General features: G+C 61.2%; 13 protein-coding genes. 5 read left to right on the top strand and 8 right to left on the bottom strand.

The window, feature by feature from the left end; genetic code table 11:
• The first annotated feature begins 102 nt into the window (after window positions 1–102).
• The 5 genes from J3A65_RS21045 (at window position 103) to edd (ending at window position 7037) form a co-directional block, all read left to right on the top strand.
• Window positions 103–1542 (top strand): glutamine synthetase family protein, encoded by a 1440-nt coding sequence (locus tag J3A65_RS21045; RefSeq protein ID WP_062453771.1) that lies wholly within the window; start codon window positions 103–105, stop codon window positions 1540–1542.
• Window positions 1543–1555: 13 nt separating this feature from the next.
• Complete coding sequence (locus J3A65_RS21040; RefSeq protein WP_209903206.1) at window positions 1556–2845, top strand: FAD-binding oxidoreductase; 1290 nt, start codon at window positions 1556–1558, stop codon at window positions 2843–2845.
• A 96-nt stretch (window positions 2846–2941) separates the two neighbouring features.
• Complete coding sequence (gene zwf / locus J3A65_RS21035; protein ID WP_062453773.1) at window positions 2942–4414, top strand: glucose-6-phosphate dehydrogenase; 1473 nt, start codon at window positions 2942–2944, stop codon at window positions 4412–4414.
• 7 nt (window positions 4415–4421) lie between these two features.
• Window positions 4422–5120 carry a 6-phosphogluconolactonase gene (gene pgl, locus J3A65_RS21030; RefSeq protein WP_113166228.1) on the top strand — a complete coding sequence of 233 codons (699 nt, stop codon included), beginning with the start codon at window positions 4422–4424 and terminating at the stop codon, window positions 5118–5120.
• A gap of 99 nt (window positions 5121–5219) precedes the next feature.
• Window positions 5220–7037: a phosphogluconate dehydratase gene (edd, locus tag J3A65_RS21025; RefSeq protein WP_062579135.1), complete on the top strand. Its 1818-nt coding sequence runs from the start codon at window positions 5220–5222 to the stop codon at window positions 7035–7037.
• Window positions 7038–7108: 71 nt separating this feature from the next.
• Here edd and J3A65_RS21020 read toward each other — a convergent pair whose 3' ends face one another.
• From J3A65_RS21020 to J3A65_RS20985, 8 genes are all read right to left on the bottom strand, one after another.
• Window positions 7109–7465, bottom strand: coding sequence for a hypothetical protein (locus J3A65_RS21020; protein ID WP_092661221.1), 357 nt, complete (start codon window positions 7463–7465; stop codon window positions 7109–7111).
• Between the two features lie 183 nt (window positions 7466–7648).
• Entirely contained in the window at window positions 7649–8737 is a 1089-nt protein-coding gene (gene ugpC / locus J3A65_RS21015; RefSeq protein WP_062579131.1) for a sn-glycerol-3-phosphate ABC transporter ATP-binding protein UgpC, read from the bottom strand.
• A 33-nt stretch (window positions 8738–8770) separates the two neighbouring features.
• Window positions 8771–10438 (bottom strand): alpha-glucosidase family protein, encoded by a 1668-nt coding sequence (locus J3A65_RS21010; RefSeq protein ID WP_209903203.1) that lies wholly within the window; start codon window positions 10436–10438, stop codon window positions 8771–8773.
• Between the two features lie 26 nt (window positions 10439–10464).
• Entirely contained in the window at window positions 10465–11631 is a 1167-nt protein-coding gene (locus J3A65_RS21005) for a carbohydrate ABC transporter permease (RefSeq protein ID WP_209903201.1), read from the bottom strand.
• A 1-nt stretch (window position 11632) separates the two neighbouring features.
• Window positions 11633–12646 carry a sugar ABC transporter permease gene (locus J3A65_RS21000; RefSeq protein WP_192087043.1) on the bottom strand — a complete coding sequence of 338 codons (1014 nt, stop codon included), beginning with the start codon at window positions 12644–12646 and terminating at the stop codon, window positions 11633–11635.
• Window positions 12647–12799: 153 nt separating this feature from the next.
• Window positions 12800–14161 carry an ABC transporter substrate-binding protein gene (locus tag J3A65_RS20995; protein ID WP_209903199.1) on the bottom strand — a complete coding sequence of 454 codons (1362 nt, stop codon included), beginning with the start codon at window positions 14159–14161 and terminating at the stop codon, window positions 12800–12802.
• A gap of 112 nt (window positions 14162–14273) precedes the next feature.
• Window positions 14274–15173 carry a bifunctional methylenetetrahydrofolate dehydrogenase/methenyltetrahydrofolate cyclohydrolase FolD gene (gene folD, locus J3A65_RS20990; RefSeq protein WP_174195632.1) on the bottom strand — a complete coding sequence of 300 codons (900 nt, stop codon included), beginning with the start codon at window positions 15171–15173 and terminating at the stop codon, window positions 14274–14276.
• A 128-nt stretch (window positions 15174–15301) separates the two neighbouring features.
• On the bottom strand, window positions 15302–17134 hold the full coding sequence (locus tag J3A65_RS20985) for a hypothetical protein (RefSeq protein ID WP_209903197.1): 1833 nt from the start codon (window positions 17132–17134) through the stop codon (window positions 15302–15304).
• Window positions 17135–17166: the final 32 nt, after the last annotated feature.

Raw genomic sequence — 17166 nt, 5'->3', positions numbered from 1 at the left:
CTGCTCCTCGCCAAGAAGTCAGCGCGCTCTCAGCCAAAGAGTGTTCCCAAACATCATTCCATGGCTATGATGGGGCTCCGATCAACATGACCCCGGTGTGTTATGCCGCGCAAGAAATCATCCCCTGTCCTGGCAACCGGAACCGTGGCGAAAGCCGCGACAGCCCAGCCGACACTGACTTCGCTTCGCGGCGTTGCAGACTGGCGCGAGGCAGCCGCTTGGCTTCGGGCACGCGGGATCGAAGACATCGAATGCATCACGCCCGATCTAGCCGGCGTGCCGCGCGGCAAGATGATGCCCTCGTCGAAGTTTACCTCCAACACCTCGCTGGCGCTGCCTTCCGCGCTCTATCGCCATACCATCTCCGGTGAGTATCCCGACGAGACGGCAAACTTCCGCTATGAGCCGCGCGACAGCGATCTCAAGCTGATGCCTGATCTCTCGACGCTTGCCGTCGTGCCCTGGGAAAGCGACCCGACGGCGCAGGTGATCTGCGACATCGTCGACACCGATGGTCAGGCGGTGTCCTATACGCCGCGCAACGTTTTGAAGAATATCGTCAAGCTCTATAACGACCGCGGGTGGAAGCCCGTCGTGGCGCCGGAGATCGAGTTCTATCTGGTCGCCAAAAACGATGACCCGGATTATCCACTGCATCCGCCGAAGGGCCGCTCCGGTCGGTCGATCCTCGGTGGACAGAGCTATTCGATTGCCGGCATCAACGAGTTCGACGAACTGATCGACGACATCTACCATTTCTCCGAAAAGCAGGGCCTCGAGATCGATACGCTGATCCACGAGGAAGGCCCGGCGCAGCTGGAAATCAATCTTCGCCATGGCGATCCGGTGGAACTAGCCGACCAGGTCTTCATGTTCAAGCGCACCATTCGCGAGGCGGCGCTGAAACACGGCATCTATGCAACCTTCATGGCAAAGCCGATGCAGGGCCAAGCGGGATCTGCGATGCATATCCACCAGTCGGTGGTGGAAATCGAGACCGGCAAGAACGTCTTTTCCAACGCCGACGGTTCGGCATCGGAGGAATTCTTCCACTTCATCGGCGGTATGCAGGCCTTCATCCCGAAGGCGCTGGTGATGATGGCGCCTTACGTGAATTCCTACCGGCGCCTGACGCCGGATATGGCGGCACCCGTCAACTCCGCCTGGGGTTACGACAACCGCACCACGGCCTTTCGCGTACCGGTTTCGGACGCGAACTCGCGGCGTGTCGAGAACCGGTTGCCGAGCTCCGATGCAAATCCGTATCTTGCGCTTGCTGCCTCTCTCGGCTGCGGCCTGCTCGGCATCAAAAACAGGCTCGATCCGACACCGCCCACGGAAGATTCCGCCAATGAAGGCGAGATCGACCTGCCGCGCGACCTTCTGAAGGCCGTCTCGCTGCTCGAGGACGAGCCGGCGCTTGCGGAAGTGTTCAGCAAGGAATTCATCGGCCTTTATGCCGGCGTGAAGCGTGGGGAGTTCGAGACGTTCATGCAGGTGATCAGCCCTTGGGAACGGGAATTCCTGCTCCTCAACGTGTGAGGGAAAAGGTATCTTGGACAATTGGCAGAGCCCCATCGCCTCGGGCATTTCTTGGTATCAGGCAAGCGTTGGCGACCGGGCGACCTACCCTCCCCTCGACGGCTCGAAGATCGTTGACGTTGCCATCATCGGCGGCGGCTATACCGGGCTCCAGGCCGCCTACACGCTGGCGAAAGCCGGCACGTCGGTGGTGCTGATCGAGGCCGCGCATTTTGGCGATGGCGCATCGGGACGCAATGGCGGACAGTTGGGCACCGGCCAGCGCTCATGGCCGGAAGAGATCGAGGAAAAGCTGGGTTTCGAGCGCTCGAAAGCGCTGTTCGATATGGCCGAGGGCGCCAAGCGCTATCTGATGGATTTCGCGTCCGCCCACGGCATCGACATGGAATACGTGCCGGGACAGCTGAACGTTGCCCACAAGCGGGGATACGAGCGATATTACCAGGCCAATGCCGCAATCGCGGCCGAGCGCTACGGCTATCCGCATGTGACGTTCATGGGCGCGGAGGAAACCGCCGAGCGGGTCGGCACGACCGACTACCATTGCGGCGTGCGCGACATGGGAACCGGCCATATCCATCCGCTGAAGCTCCTGATCGGACTGGCACGGGTGGCGCATGACGCAGGCGCTGCGATCCACGAGGAAACGCCGGCAACCAGGATCACGCAGTCCGGCGGCAAGACGCTGATCGAGACGCCGCGCGGCACGATTTCGGCCGCTCGGGTGCTGCTTGCCACCAACGCCTATATCGGCAATCTCGAACCGGTGACCGGCGCGCATATCATGCCGATCGGATCCTTTATCGCGGCAACCGAACCGCTCGACGAGTTTCCGCAGGTCATTCCCGGTGGCGAGGCCGTCTGCGACAGCCGTTTCGTGGTGCGCTACTTCCGCAAGTCGCTGGACAACCGGCTGTTGTTCGGTGGCCGCGAGGTCTACACGTCGAGCAATCCGAAGGACACGGCCGAGGCCATCCGCCGCCAGATCGTCGATACCTATCCGGCGCTGAAGGATGTCCAGATCACCCATGCCTGGGGCGGCAATGTCGGGATTACCCTGCCGCGACATCCGTTCGTTCGCGAGGTCATGCCGGGCGTGACATCGATCGGCGGATACTCAGGTCATGGTGTGATGCTGTCGAATTATTGCGGCAAACTTTACGCCGATATGGTCCTGGGAAATCGCACCGAGCTCGATTATCTGCGGGACCTCGACATACCGTCCTTCCCCGGCGGGCGGCGCATGCGAAGCCCTCTTCTGTTCCTCGCGCTGACTTGGTTTGCGCTCAGAGACAGGATGTGAGACGCCTCCCCTACCGCCCAGTTGCGATTTCGGGCTAGCGTTTTTAAATCGATTAGAATATGTGTTCCACCAACTATGCGAGATGAAAGAATAGCGATGAGCAGCCAGATCATCCCAGTCGAGCCGTTTGATTGCGTCGTTTTCGGCGGCACCGGCGACCTTGCGGAGCGCAAGCTTCTGCCGGCCCTCTACCATCGTCAGATCGAAGGCCATTTCACCGAACCAACCCGAATCATCGGCGCATCGCGCAGCGCGCTTTCGCACGACGACTACCGCAAGTTCGCCCAGGACGCTCTCAAGGAGCACCTCAAGAAGGGTGAATACGACGAGGCGGAAGTCGAGAAGTTCTGCAAGCGTCTCTATTACGTGTCCGTCGATGCGAAATCGGAAGGCGGATGGGCCGAACTGAAGAAGCTGCTCGACGAGGGCAAGGACCGCGTCCGCGTGTTCTATCTCGCCGTCGCGCCTGGAATTTTCGGTGCCATTTCCGAAAAAATCCGCGATCACAAGATGATCACCAAGCAGACCCGTATCGTCGTCGAAAAGCCGATCGGCCGCGACCTTGCGTCAGCGCTGGCGCTCAACGACCAGATCGGCAAGGTCTTCCCGGAAGAACAGATCTTCCGCATCGACCACTACCTCGGCAAGGAAACCGTGCAGAACCTGATGGCGCTGCGGTTTGCCAACGCGCTCTATGAGCCGCTGTGGAACGCCAACCATATCGACCACGTGCAGATCACCGTTGCCGAAGCGGTGGGCCTCGAAGGCCGCGCCGGTTACTACGATACGGCGGGTGCTCTGCGCGACATGGTGCAGAACCACATCATGCAGCTCGTGTGCCTTGTGGCGATGGAAGTCCCATCGTCGATGGACCAGGAAGCCGTTCGCGACGAAAAGCTGAAAGTGCTTCGCGCGCTGAAGCCGATCAACGAATCCAACGTTCAGCAGATGACGGTGCGCGGCCAGTACCGCGCCGGCGCTTCGGCAGGCGGCGCCGTCAAGGGCTATCTGGAAGAGCTGGAAGGCGGCGTTTCCAACACCGAGACCTTCGTTGCCATCAAGGCCGAAATTGGCAACTGGCGCTGGGCCGGCGTTCCCTTCTACATCCGGACCGGCAAGCGCCTTGCCAGCCGCATGTCGGAAATCGTCATCACCTTCAAGCCGATCCCGCACAATATCTTCGATGCGAGTGCTGGCCGGATTGCAGCCAACCAGCTGATCATCCGCCTGCAGCCGGACGAAGGCGTCAAGCAGTCTCTGATGATCAAGGATCCGGGTCCGGGCGGCATGCGCCTGCGCGAAGTGTCGCTGGACATGAGCTTTGCCGCCGCCTTCAACGTGCGCAATCCGGATGCTTACGAGCGTCTGCTGATGGACACGATCCGTTCCAACCAGACGCTGTTCATGCGTCGCGACGAAGTGGAAGCCGCATGGCGTTGGGTCGACCCGATCCTGAAGGGTTGGGAAGCCGCTGGCCAGCAGGTTCAGGGCTATACGGCCGGAACCTGGGGACCGAGCCAGGCGATTGCCCTGATCGAGCGCGACGGCCGCACCTGGCACGAGACCTGAGGTAGCCATGTCCTACACGAAACACGACTATTCTGACGGCGCGGCTCTGGCAGCCGCGCTTGCCGACGAGGTGGCAAGCCGCCTCGCCGCTGCGATCTACGCACGCGATTCGGCCTGCATCGCTGTTTCGGGCGGCTCCACGCCGAAGAAATTCTTCGAGGAGCTTTCGAAGCGCGAGCTTGCCTGGGACAAGGTGAAGGTGACGCTGGTCGACGAGCGCTTCGTGCCCGCCGACAACGAGCGCTCCAACCATCTCCTGGTTGCCAAGCATCTTTTGGCGAACAATGCGGCGGCAGCGACCTTCGTGCCGCTCTATTACGATGCGCCCTCGATCGAGGATGCGGCCGTGATTGCGACAAAGGCAACGGCTGCGCTCGACAAGCCGTTCGACGTCGTGATCCTCGGCATGGGCGGAGACGGGCACACGGCTTCGTTCTTCCCGCATGGCAACAATCTGGAACAGGCGCTCGACCTTACCGGTCTTTGCCGCGTCATGACGATGGAAGCGGAAGGGGCCGGCGAAGAGCGGTTGACCTTCTCCTTCTCAAGCCTTTCGGATGCAAGGTTCCTGGCGCTGCATATCGAGGGACAGGGCAAGAAGGACGTGCTGGAAAAGGCGATTGCCGGATCCGATGAGACCGAAATGCCGGTCCGTGCGGTTCTGAACCGTGCCGCATCGCCACTCGACATCTACTGGGCGCCGTAAGACGCGCCTCACCTGGCGGCTCCTTTAGAGGGGTCGAAGCAGTAACACCAGCGATCCCGGCACTCTCCCAGACCGGGATCGACCCAAGGAGGATGAACCATGGGCGCCCATTCCGGCATTGAGGCGATCACCGCCCGTATCGTTGAACGATCGAAACCGCATCGTGAGGCCTATATCGACCGGGTGCGCCGCGCCGCATCGCGCGGGCCACATCGCACCACCCTGTCCTGCGGCAACCTTGCACACGGCTTTGCGGTCTGTTCCCCCGCCGAGAAGGACGCGCTCGCAGGAGACGTCGTTCCGAACCTCGGCATCATCACCTCCTATAACGACATGCTCTCGGCTCACCAGCCCTACGAGACCTTCCCCGCAATCATCCGCGAGGCGGCACGCGCAGCCGGCGGCATCGCCCAGGTGGCTGGTGGCGTTCCAGCCATGTGCGACGGCGTCACACAGGGGCAGCCCGGCATGGAGCTGTCGCTGTTTTCCCGCGATGCGATTGCCATGTCTGCCGGTATCGGCCTGTCGCACAACATGTTCGATGCCGCCGTCTATCTCGGCATCTGCGACAAGATCGTGCCGGGCCTGGTGATCGCGGCTTTGTCCTTCGGACATCTGCCGGCGGTGTTCATTCCGGCCGGACCGATGACGACGGGTCTGCCCAACGACGAGAAGTCGCGCATTCGCCAGCTCTACGCGGAGGGCAAGGTCGGCCGCGCCGAACTTCTGGAAGCGGAATCCAAGTCCTATCACGGCCCGGGCACCTGCACCTTCTATGGCACAGCCAACTCCAACCAGATGCTGATGGAGATCATGGGCTTCCACATGCCCGGCGCCTCCTTCGTCAATCCGGGCACGCCGCTTCGCGAAGCGCTGACACGCGAGGCCGTCAAGCGGGCGCTGGCCATCACCGCACTCGGCAACGAGTTCACGCCGGCGGGCGAGATGATCGACGAACGCTCGATCGTCAACGGCGTCGTCGGCCTGCATGCGACCGGCGGCTCCACGAACCACACGATGCATATCGTCGCGATGGCGCGCGCCGCTGGCATCCATCTGACCTGGGAAGATATTTCGGAGCTTTCCGACATCGTTCCGCTGCTGGCCCGCGTCTATCCGAACGGACTGGCCGACGTGAACCATTTTCACGCAGCCGGCGGCATGGGTTTCCTCATCCGCGAGCTCTTGAAGACCGGCATGGTGCATGATGACGTGCGTACCGTGTTCGGCCACGGGCTCGAGGCCTATACGGTGGAAGCCAAGCTCGACGAAAAGGGCCTTGTGGCACGCCATACGGTTCCGCAGACAAGTGGCGACCCGAAGGTTCTGGCGCAGATCGAAACCCCCTTCCAGCCGACCGGCGGCCTGAAGATGCTGACCGGCAATATCGGCAAGGGTGTCATCAAGATTTCCGCCGTCAAGCCCGAGCGCCATATCATCGAGGCGCCGGCCATCGTGTTCCACGACCAGCAGGAACTGCAGGACGCGTTCAAGCGCGGCGATCTGAACCGCGACTTCATTGCCGTCGTGCGCTTCCAGGGACCGCAGGCGAACGGCATGCCCGAGTTGCACCGTCTGACGCCGCCGCTCGGCGTACTGCAGGACCGCGGCTTCAAGGTGGCGCTTCTCACCGACGGGCGCATGTCCGGCGCATCTGGCAAGGTACCGGCCGCCATCCACATGACGCCTGAAGCCTGCGATGGCGGGGCGATCGCCAAGATCCAAAACGGCGACATGATCCGTCTCGACGCTGTTGCCGGGACGCTGGAGGTTCTGGTGGATGCCGTGGAATTCGACGCGCGCCTGCCTGCCAAGGCGGACCTTTCCGAAAACGAATTCGGCATGGGCCGCGAACTCTTCGCCGCCTTCCGCCGCAACGTCGGCCGCGCCGAGCACGGCGCCAGCGTGTTTTCCTGAAATAACAAAGGGCGGCCTTGAGCCGCCCCTTCAATAACTCCGACAGTGCCCACGGTCCTTGGACAGGTGGCTTACCAGGCCCGGAGATCGATCGTCATGTCGCGGTGGTTCGGATGCGTCGAGAAGACGAAGATGCGGTTCATCTCCTTCTTCGTCAGCATCTTTAGAAAGCGAACCTGAATGGTGTTGTTGGTGTTGACCCGCATCAGGATGCAGCCGACCTTGGAGATGCGGGCGTCCGGGATGTCGAGATAAAATTGCTTGGGCAGGTGGTACTGGGTGATGATGCCGAGAACCGCTTCGGTTTCGGATATCTGCAGAACGTCGCAGCGGCGCTGCGCCATGTTCATCACGCCGTTCTCGGTATACTCGATGCGGGCTGCGTTCATCGTGTCATGCATCTGGAACCGCGCTTCGCGGTCATACATGAACGACTCTTCCTTATTCAGAAAATGGCTTTTTCCAATGGGGGCCGCGGTCACGACAGTGTCTCCTATTCCAATGTCAAAAGAGTAGGGCCTGAAGTTTAACAGAGCGTTGGAATTTCATCTGCGGCCCGAATCGGAGCATTAGTCACAAAATTCCGGTAAATGTAAAGTTATACCGACCCGTCAGCGGCGATAGGTTTGCCCGTCCGCGTCAAAGAGATGCAGCTTCTGCGGATCGGCTGAAAAACGCATGGTGTCGCCTCTTTTCACGTCGATGATCCCAGGCAGTTTGGCGATGATCGGCTCCTTGGCCGACAAGCCTTCGATGTAGAGGAGCGTGACCTCCCCGAGCGCCTCGACGATGGAGACCTTGCCTTCGAAGAGATAATCCTCGCCGGTCGCGATGGTCAGATCTTCCGGCCGGACGCCGAAGCTTGCGCTCTTGCCGTTCGCCCCGGTTTCGGTCGAGATCGGTACGATGACCGACTTTCCGTCGACAAGCGAAACGGTGGTCACGGCGCCGGTTTCCTTGACGGTGACGGGCATGATGTTCATCGCCGGCGAGCCGATGAAGCGCGCGACAAAGAGGTTTTTGGGGCGCTCATAGAGTTCGAGCGGTGGCCCCACCTGTTCGATGCGGCCGGCCGACAGCACGACGATCCGGTCAGCGAGCGTCATCGCCTCCACCTGATCGTGGGTGACGTAGATCATCGTCGTGTCCGGCATCTGCTCCTTAAGCCGGGCAATCTCAATGCGGGTCGCGACGCGGAGAGCTGCGTCGAGGTTGGACAGCGGCTCATCGAACAGAAAGACTTTCGGGTCACGGCAGATCGCCCGGCCAATCGCCACGCGCTGGCGCTGGCCGCCCGAGAGCGCTTTCGGCAGGCGGTCGAGATAGGGCGTCAGTTGAAGGATATCGGCGGCCGCGCGGACACGGCGGTCGATCTCCTCCTTGCTTTCCTTGGCGATCCGCATGCCGAAGGCCATGTTGTCGTAGACGGTCATATGCGGATAAAGCGCGTAGGACTGGAACACCATGGCGATGCCACGGCGCGATGGCGGAACGTCATTCACCACCTGACCATCGATGAGCATCTCGCCGCCGGTGATCGTCTCGAGCCCGGAGATCATCCGCAGCAGCGTGGACTTGCCGCAGCCGGACGGGCCGACAAACACCACGAACTCGCCCTGCGCAATGTCCAGGTCGATGCCGTGCAGCACCTTCACCTGGCCATAGGACTTGCGGATATCCTTCAGTACGACACCGGTCATGACGTGATCCTCCCCGTTACCCTTTGTTGTCTCTTACGTGTGGCGAGCGAAATACGCCCCCCAAGGTGGCAGCTCGACACGATTGCCTTCGACACGGCTGTCAAAACCGTGGCCGACGAGCATGTCCCACTGACCGATCGGCAGGTCGGTCGCGACCTCGCCCGCACTCATGTTGAATAGGCAGAGCAGCGTCTCATTGCCGTATTGGCGTTTGTAGCCCAGCACCGTGTCATCGACCGGAAGAGACATGAACTGCCCCTTGCTCAGGGCCGGATGCAGTTTGCGGAAGGCAAGAAAGCGGCGGTATTGCTCCAGCACCGAAGCCGGATCGCCATACTGGGCGCCGACGGCTTTCAGCTGGTGTTCGACCGGGATCGGCAACCATGTCTTTTCGGCCGTCGAAAAGCCGGCCTGAAGCGCCTGGGCATCCCAGACCATCGGCGTGCGGCAGCCGTCGCGGCCCTTGAATTCCGGCCAGAACTGAATGCCGTAGGGATCGCGCAGGTCGGCATAGGCGATATCGGCCTCGGTCAGGCCCAGTTCTTCCCCCTGATAGATGCAGACGGAGCCGCGCTGGGTCAAAAGAATGGCCGAGAGCATTTTTGCGTAGGCTTCACGGTCGAGCACGTTCATGCCCCAGCGGCTGACATGGCGCACGACGTCGTGGTTGGAAAAGGCCCAGCATGCCCAGCCCTCAGGCGCGGCCTCGGAAAAGGCGGTCTGCACTTCGGCCACGCGGGCGGGTGTCAGAGCGTCGGGCGCCAGGAATTCGAAGGCGTAGCACATCTGCATCTTGTCATCGCCGGACGTATATTCGCCGACGATTTCCAATCCGCGCTGACTGTCACCCACTTCGCCGACGGCAGCGATTGCCGGGAATTCGTCGAGAACGGCGCGGAAGCGCTTCAGGAACGCGATATTTTCCGGCCGGTTCTTGTCGTAGATGTGTTCCTGGAAATTGTAGGGGTTCACGGCGGGCGCCGTCGACGCGTTGCGGCGCGAGGGATCGAGCGCCGGATTGTCGCGCAATTGCTTGTCGTGGAAGTAGAAGTTGATCGTATCGAGGCGGAAACCATCGACGCCGCGGTTCAGCCAGAAGCGCGTCATGTCCAGCAACGCATCCTGAACCTCGGCATTGTGCAGGTTGAGGTCCGGCTGCGCGGTGAGGAAGTTGTGCATGTAATATTGCATGCGGGTCGGATCCCAGTGCCAGGCCGAGCCGCCAAAGATCGACAGCCAGTTGCTCGGCGGCGTGCCGTCGGGCTTGGCGTCTGCCCAGACATACCAGTCGGCCTTGGGATTGTAGCGCGAGGAGCGGCTTTCGATGAACCACGAATGCTGATCCGACGAATGCGACATGACGAGATCGATCATCACCTTGAGGCCAAGGCGATGGGCTTCCGCGATCAGGCCATCGAAATCCGAAAGCGTGCCGAACATCGGATCGACATCGGAATAATTGGAGACGTCATAGCCGAAGTCCTTCATCGGCGACGGAAAGAACGGCGAGATCCAGATGGCATCGGCGCCAAGCGCTGCGATATGCGGCAGGCGCGCGGAAATGCCCTTCAGGTCACCGATGCCGTCGCCGTTGCTATCCTGGAACGAGCGGGGATAGATCTGGTAAATGACGGCGCCACGCCACCAGTCCCGATCCTTTGCTGCGTCCATTGCTCCGGAGACTTCCGCCGAACTTGTCATCCACTATCCCTGTTGGTTCACAGACATCATCCGCCCTTGACCGACCCGGCGAGCAGGCCGCGGACGAGGTATCGCTGCAGCGCAAAAAAGACGATAATCGGGACGATGATGGTTATGAAGGCCGAAGCGGTGAGAATTTCCCATTTGCCGCCCATCGACCCCAACAGCGCGTTGAGAGAGCCGGTCAAGACCAGCTGATCCTTGCCGGTTCCGAGAAACACCATGGCGACGAGAAGGTCGTTCCACGTCCACAGGAACTGGAAGATCGAGAAGGAGGCGAGTGCCGGAAACGACAGCGGAAGGACGATCTTGACGAAGATCTCGAAATCGCTGGCGCCATCGACACGGGCGGATTCGATGATCTCCTTGGGCAGACCTGCGATGTAGTTTCGCAGGAGATAGATCGCGAGCGGCATGCCGAACGCCGCATGCGCAAGCCAGATGCCGACATAGGAGCGCGACGACACGCCGAACAGGTTGCCGATGTCGTTATAGAGCGTCAGCAACGGGATCAACGTCATCTGCAGCGGCACGACGATCAGCCCGACCACGAGCGCGATGATCAGCGACCGGCCGGGAAACTGCATCCAAGACAGGGCATAGGCTGCGAAGGCTGCGATCAGGATCGGGATGATGGTGGCGGGTATTGCGACCGTCAGCGAATTGATAAAGGACTGGCCGATGCCGGCGGACGTCAGTACCGTGCGGTAATTGTTGAGGGTGAAGTTCGGCGGTTGGGTGATCGAGAGATAGATGCGCTTGCCGCGCTTGTCGTCGAATGGGCCGCTCTTCACGTAGGAATAGCTGCCATCCGTGTTGACGGTGAGCTTTTCACCGTCTCCCAGATCGGCTTCCTTGCCGGCCTCGAATTCTGTCGGTGCAGCGACCCTGGTGCCGAAGGCGACGACACTGCCGCTCTTGACGTCGCCGCCATCGAAGACGGAGCCTGAAATGATGTAGTTGGGTCCGTCCTGCAGGGCGCTTGCGGGATCGCCGAGGCGTGCTGCGCTGGTTTCGGCGGCACCGGTCAGCGCCGTCCACCAGCCCGAGGAGGTGATCTGGCCGGCATCGCGGAACGAGGTGACGAGGATGCCGAGCGTCGGGATCAGCCAGATGATACAGATCAACAGAACCGAGGCATGAAGGATCAGTCTTTGAACGCCGATGCGGCGAAGGCTTGCGACAGCGCTCATCTCAATGGTCTCCCATGTCGCGGTTCGCCTGACGGATGTTCCAGATCATGATCGGCGTCACCGCCGCCATGATGACCAGCGCGATGACGGCACTTCGGCCGCTGTCGCCGCCGCCGCGGAACATCCAGTCGAACATCAGGTTGGCAAGCACCATCGTGTTCCACTGACCGTTGGTCATGGTCAAAACGATATCGAACACCTTGAGGACGAGAATAGTGATCGTGGTCCAGACCACTGCGATCGTGCCCCAGATCTGCGGCACCATGATTTTCCAGAAGATCTGCCAGCCATTGGCGCCATCGATGACGGCCGCTTCGACGGTTTCCTCAGGAATCCCGCGTAGCGCTGCCGACAGGATGACCATCGCAAAACCGGTCTGGATCCAGATCAGGATCGCCATCAGAAAGAAGTTGTTCCAGAAGGGCAGCGAGATCCATACCTGCGGATCGCCGCCGATTGCCCGGACGATGGCGTTCAGGAGGCCGATCTGCGTTTCGTTGCCGCCACGGAATTCGTAGATGAATTTCCAGATCACCGAAGCGCCGACGAACGAGATCGCCATCGGCATGAAGATCAGGCTCTTGGCGAGATTTCCCCACCAGATACGGTCTGTGAGCACCGCGATGACCAGGCCGAGGAAGGTGCAGGCTGCCGGCACGACGGCGAGCCAGAGGATGTTGTTGAAGATCGACTGGCGGAACTGCGCGTCGAAGAAGGCCCAGCGGTAATTGGCCAAGCCGACGAAATTGCCGCCGGAACGATCGTAGAAGGACAGGATGAACGTCGCGATGACGGGATAGACGAGATAGACCGCGAGCAGCAGGAGTGCGGGTCCGAGAAACAGCCAGGGGCGGATCGTGGCTCTACGGTTGAGATTGGCCGAGGCCTTGCGGGCATCGCCTTCCGGCACCGGAAGTGCCGCTGATAGCAGCTTGTCGGAAAGCCAGTAGTAGAGCGCGCAGGCAAAAACGCCGGCAACGACGACACCCATGGCAGATGCAATCTGAGCTAACATAGGCCCTCCCCCTTTTCTGCAGTGCTAAGCAGGTCTTCCGTCGTCATATCCGGGAAATGCCAACCCTGGAAATGCCCCTCGCCCCCGCATCCACCCTTCTCCCCGTGGTCGAGGGAGAAGGGCAGTCGCGAGCGCAGCCTTCGACGCGAATGACTACTTCAGACCGTCCCAGGCCTTCTGGATATCGCCGCCCACAGCCTTTGCATCCTTGCCGCCGACATAATCGATCATGCCGGTCCAGAAGGCGCCGGCGCCGATCTTGCCGGGCATCATGTCGGATGCATCGAAGCGGAAGGTGGTGGCGGTGGTCAGCAGTTCGCCCTGCTTGCGCAGTGTGTCGTTGGCATAGGCTTCCGTCTTGGCGCCCTTGAACGGCGTGAGGAAGGAGGCCTGGGCCATCCAGACTTCATGGGCGATCGGCGTCTTCAGGAATTCGATGAAGGCCTTAGCCGCAGGAGAATCCTTGGTGATGGCAAACATCGTGCCGGCACCGAGGACCGGGGTGCCGAGTTCAGGCTTGGAGGCATAAGTCGGCAGGTAGAAGAAGTCCGCATCGAGGCCCAGTTCCTTGTCAGCAGGGAAGAAGGACGGCACGAACGAGGCCTGGTGATGCATGTAGCACTTCGGCGGGATGTCGAAGAGGCCCTTCGGGCTGTCGCGGAAGTCGGTCGAGGCGACCGCTGCAACACCGCCCGCGACGTATTTGTCATTGCGGGCGAACTTGCCGAATTCCTCGATGGCGCCAACCACTGCCGGATCGTCGAACTTGATCTCGTTGGACACCCACTTGTCATAGGTTTCGGCCGACGACGTCCGCAGCATCATATCCTCGACCCAGTCGGTCGCAGGCCAGCCGGTGGCACCGCCCGATCCGAGACCGATGCACCACGGCACGCCGCCATCCTGGACGATCTGGTCGGAGAGCTTGATCAGGTCTTCCATCGTCTTTGGGACTTCGTAACCGGCTTCCTCGAAATTCTCCGGCACGAACCACACGAGCGATTTCAGGTCGGCCTTGAACGGGAAGCCGAAATAGGCCTCTTTGCCGTCCTTGCCCTTGTAGGTGCCGTAGCGGATCCAGTCCTCGCCGGAGCCGTAATTGGTCTTGATCCAGTCGGCATTTTCCTGGCCGAGCGGCGTCAGAAAGCCCTTGGTCGCGAGATCGGCCAGAAGACCCGGCTGCGGGATGATGGCAATATTGGGCGGCGAGCCGGCCTGGGTATCGATGACGATCTGCTGCTCGTAGTTCTCGGACGACGAGTATTTACCGTTCGCACCCGTCGCGGCATTGAAATAGGCGAGCACGCTGTTGAACAGCACCTCGTCCTCGCCACGCCAGGGACCGAACAGGGTCAGGCTCTGGCCCTTCAGGTCACCATGCGCGGATTTGAAATCCTCGTAGCTTTTCCAGTTGAACTTGGCATCTTCGCCGGGCGCGAACTTCAGTTCCTGCGCACCTGCGGCACCAGCCAGCAATGCGACGAAAGCCGTGCCGATCCAAAACGATTTCTTCATCAAAATATCCTCCCCTTTGAAGCGTAATCTACAGGGGGATTTAAGGCAGAGCCAGAGGTTTCAAGGGCGACGATGCAAGCAAAGCGCCTTGAATGTGATGAATGGTCCGAAATCAGAACTTTGGCGCAGGCAGCCCGGCGGCGCGATGGGCGGCGATTACGGTGTTGGCCATCAGCATGGCGATGGTCATCGGACCGACGCCGCCTGGAACCGGTGTGATGGCTGCGGCGACCTCTGAGGCCTCGTCAAAAGCAACGTCGCCGACGAGACGGGTCTTGCCCTCGCCCTTTTCCGGTGCCGGCACCCGGTTGATGCCGACATCGATCACGGTCGCGCCGGGCTTGACCCAATCCGCCTTGACCATTTCGGGCCGACCGACGGCGGCAACCAGGATATCGGCGTTGCGGCAGACGGCGGCGAGATCCTTCGTCTTCGAATGCGCCATGGTGACGGTGGCGTTTGCGGCCAGAAGCAACAGGCCCATCGGCTTGCCGAACAGGTTGGAACGGCCGATGACCACGGCGTTGAGGCCGGACAAGTCTTCGCCGTGGATGCGCTTGACCAGCAGCATCGATCCGGCCGGCGTGCAGGAAATCATTCCCGTGGTCAGATCACCGGTGGCGATCTTGCCGGCATTGGCGATATTGAGGCCGTCGACATCCTTTTCGGGCAGGATGGACTGGATCACCGGCTCCTGATCGAGATGTCTCGGAAGCGGCAGCTGGACGAGAATGCCATGGATCGCCGGATCGGCGTTGAGCGTATCGACGAGAGACTGAAGTGCCTCCTGCGTCGTCTCTTCCGGCAACGTGTGCTGGATCGAATTGAAGCCGCACTGCTTCGCCATCCGGCTTTTGGAGCTGACGTAAGCGTGGCTGGCCGGATCGTTGCCGACGATGACGACTGCGAGGCCGGGCTTTGCGCCGCCGGCCCGTTCGAGGCCTTGCGCTGCCTCCGTGACTGCCGAAATGACCGATGCTGCCGCCTGCTTGCCGTCGATTACCGTGACCACGTGCCATCTCCCGTTGACCGAACAGATCTAAGCCGGAGGCTACTGCCCGAACTGGCTCACCTGCGCCTAATGCTGTCGGGAGCAAACAAAAGCAAGGTCAAATCTTGATCCGGGTGACCGTGCCTGCCCTATCGTCCCGACGCGGTGCGCAGTTCGGAATAGCTCTGCACGCGGTCGCGCAGTTCTATCATTTCCTGTCGCAGGAGCTGCAATTCTTCGATCGCCCGGCGATCCTCATGCGAGAGTTCGGAATAGGCAAGCTCTTCCTCCCGCATCGCATGCCGGTGCGGATCCGAAATTGCGACCGCGAGAAGCGGTGGAACGGCGGCCTGATCGTAAGGCTGTCTGTTTGCCATCAGCAGTTCGCGAAGCTGAGCGGACAGCGGCAGGCCATTGGCGGCCTCGCGCTCCTCCATTTCGTGTCTGTAATCCCCGGACACGGCATAGGTCTCGACATCCTGCGCCCAGGCGTCGGAGCCCGCACCGTGGTCATATTCGTAGGCGGCTGCGATCTCTTCGGAATCATCGGTAAGATCCAGATCGGCGGCCCAACGCGCATCCATCGGCAGCGCGGCGACGTCCTCGACTTCATCCATTTCAATCGGCGCGTGCTCTGTGTCGAGATGCTCGATCGCGGGTTCCTGCGATGGACGGCGTCCCATCAGCATTGCGCCGGCAGCACCGAAAAGAAGGCCAGCCAAGGCGCCAAGACCGCTCAGCGCGTACCAGGGCAAGCCGAGCCAGACGGTCGCTGGTGCTTCGTTGGGGGTGACGGTCAGAGGCTTTGATATCTGCACCCGTGGGGCGGCGACCAGCTTGGAAGAACCTGGGCTGTTGAACCGACCGCTTGAGTAATTGTCGCGCGCTTCCGCAACGGCCGTTTCCAGCCCCGAGAGCGCTGCGATCTCGTCAGACACCGTCTTGTCTGCGGAAAGCTGTTCCAGCTTGGCGCGAAGTTCCGCAAGCTGCGCGGCGGCATGCACCTGCTGGCTGTTCAGCGACTTCACCAGTTGCTTCAACGCGTCCTGGATCGAGAGGCGCGCCTGTGCAAGCACTGCTTCGGCTGCCTGGAAACGCGGATGAAGCGGGCCGAGATCGCTGGAAAGCTGATCGACGGCAAGCTGTGCTTCCACATGCCGCTGGCGCTGATATTCGAGGCCGGTATAGTCCAGACTGTCCGGCAAAGGCTTGTTCAGAACGTCGGCGACCTTCATGGCGGAGGCCTGGCTCAGCCTGTCTTTCAGAGCAACGAGATCGCTCTCGGCCTGCTCGACATCGCGGCTCAGGTCGCGCATTTCGGAGGCCCGGCTTTTCAGTTCGGCAACCTTGTCTTTGCCGGTTCGGCTGACAAACCCTGAAAGCGCCGCTTCTGCGCGGCCAAGCGTGTCGCGAAGGGCTTCGACGGCCGGGTCGCGGCCATCGAAGGCGCCGACAGACAACGCTGTCGGCACGGCATTGCCCAGCATGCCGACGATCTGGCGGGCCTCTTCAGGCTTTCCGGCCGTCGCCGCAATGCGCAGATCCGTGCTGCTGCGGTCGTATGAAATGGTGATTGCGCGGGTCAGGCGGTCGCGCAGACCCGCTTCGTCCTGCAGGGTCGTCGTCCCGGTGCCGGACAGGATTTCGTAGAGAAGGCCGGTCACGCTCTGGGGTTCGGTCGCAAAACTGCTGTCCTTGCCAAGGTTCAGGGCATGGATGAGATTGTCGATCGTGGTTCTGGCGAGAAGCTGCCCCGTCGCAGCAGATACGGTCTGCTCACTGACTGCCCCGACCTTCAGCTGCGTCTGGGCGGTAAACGTCGCCTCGCCGCTGCCAAGGAGGACGAGCGGCGCCACGCCTCCGAGGGCCGTCATCAGACCGATCCCGAGCAGCGCGGACGGGAGTGCACGCCGCGCCGGAAGGTTGTCCCGGGCGCTATCCTCGAGCAGGCTGTCGGGCTTTTCGATCTCAGAATTATCCATGGAAAGACCGTCTTGTTTCGCGGGCAGCACCG

Origin of the sequence: Rhizobium sp. PvP014, assembly GCF_017876855.1 — a bacterium.
GTDB classification, from domain to species: Bacteria; Pseudomonadota; Alphaproteobacteria; order Rhizobiales; family Rhizobiaceae; genus Neorhizobium; species Neorhizobium soli.
Note: the sequence above shows the minus strand (reverse complement) of the source record. Positions and strands in the feature narration are given on the sequence as shown.

Excerpts from the sequence above, each read along its gene's own strand:
- J3A65_RS21045 (WP_062453771.1), top strand. The coding sequence starts at position 103 with ATGCCGCGCAAGAAATCATCCCCTGTCCTGGCAACCGGAACCGTGGCG.
- zwf (WP_062453773.1), top strand. The coding sequence starts at position 2,942 with ATGAGCAGCCAGATCATCCCAGTCGAGCCGTTTGATTGCGTCGTTTTC.
- pgl (WP_113166228.1), top strand. The coding sequence starts at position 4,422 with ATGTCCTACACGAAACACGACTATTCTGACGGCGCGGCTCTGGCAGCC.
- edd (WP_062579135.1), top strand. The coding sequence starts at position 5,220 with ATGGGCGCCCATTCCGGCATTGAGGCGATCACCGCCCGTATCGTTGAA.
- J3A65_RS21020 (WP_092661221.1), bottom strand. The coding sequence starts at position 7,465 with ATGTATGACCGCGAAGCGCGGTTCCAGATGCATGACACGATGAACGCA.
- ugpC (WP_062579131.1), bottom strand. The coding sequence starts at position 8,737 with ATGACCGGTGTCGTACTGAAGGATATCCGCAAGTCCTATGGCCAGGTG.
- J3A65_RS21010 (WP_209903203.1), bottom strand. The coding sequence starts at position 10,438 with ATGACAAGTTCGGCGGAAGTCTCCGGAGCAATGGACGCAGCAAAGGAT.
- J3A65_RS21005 (WP_209903201.1), bottom strand. The coding sequence starts at position 11,631 with ATGAGCGCTGTCGCAAGCCTTCGCCGCATCGGCGTTCAAAGACTGATC.
- J3A65_RS21000 (WP_192087043.1), bottom strand. The coding sequence starts at position 12,646 with ATGTTAGCTCAGATTGCATCTGCCATGGGTGTCGTCGTTGCCGGCGTT.
- J3A65_RS20995 (WP_209903199.1), bottom strand. The coding sequence starts at position 14,161 with ATGAAGAAATCGTTTTGGATCGGCACGGCTTTCGTCGCATTGCTGGCT.
- J3A65_RS20985 (WP_209903197.1), bottom strand. The coding sequence starts at position 17,134 with ATGGATAATTCTGAGATCGAAAAGCCCGACAGCCTGCTCGAGGATAGC.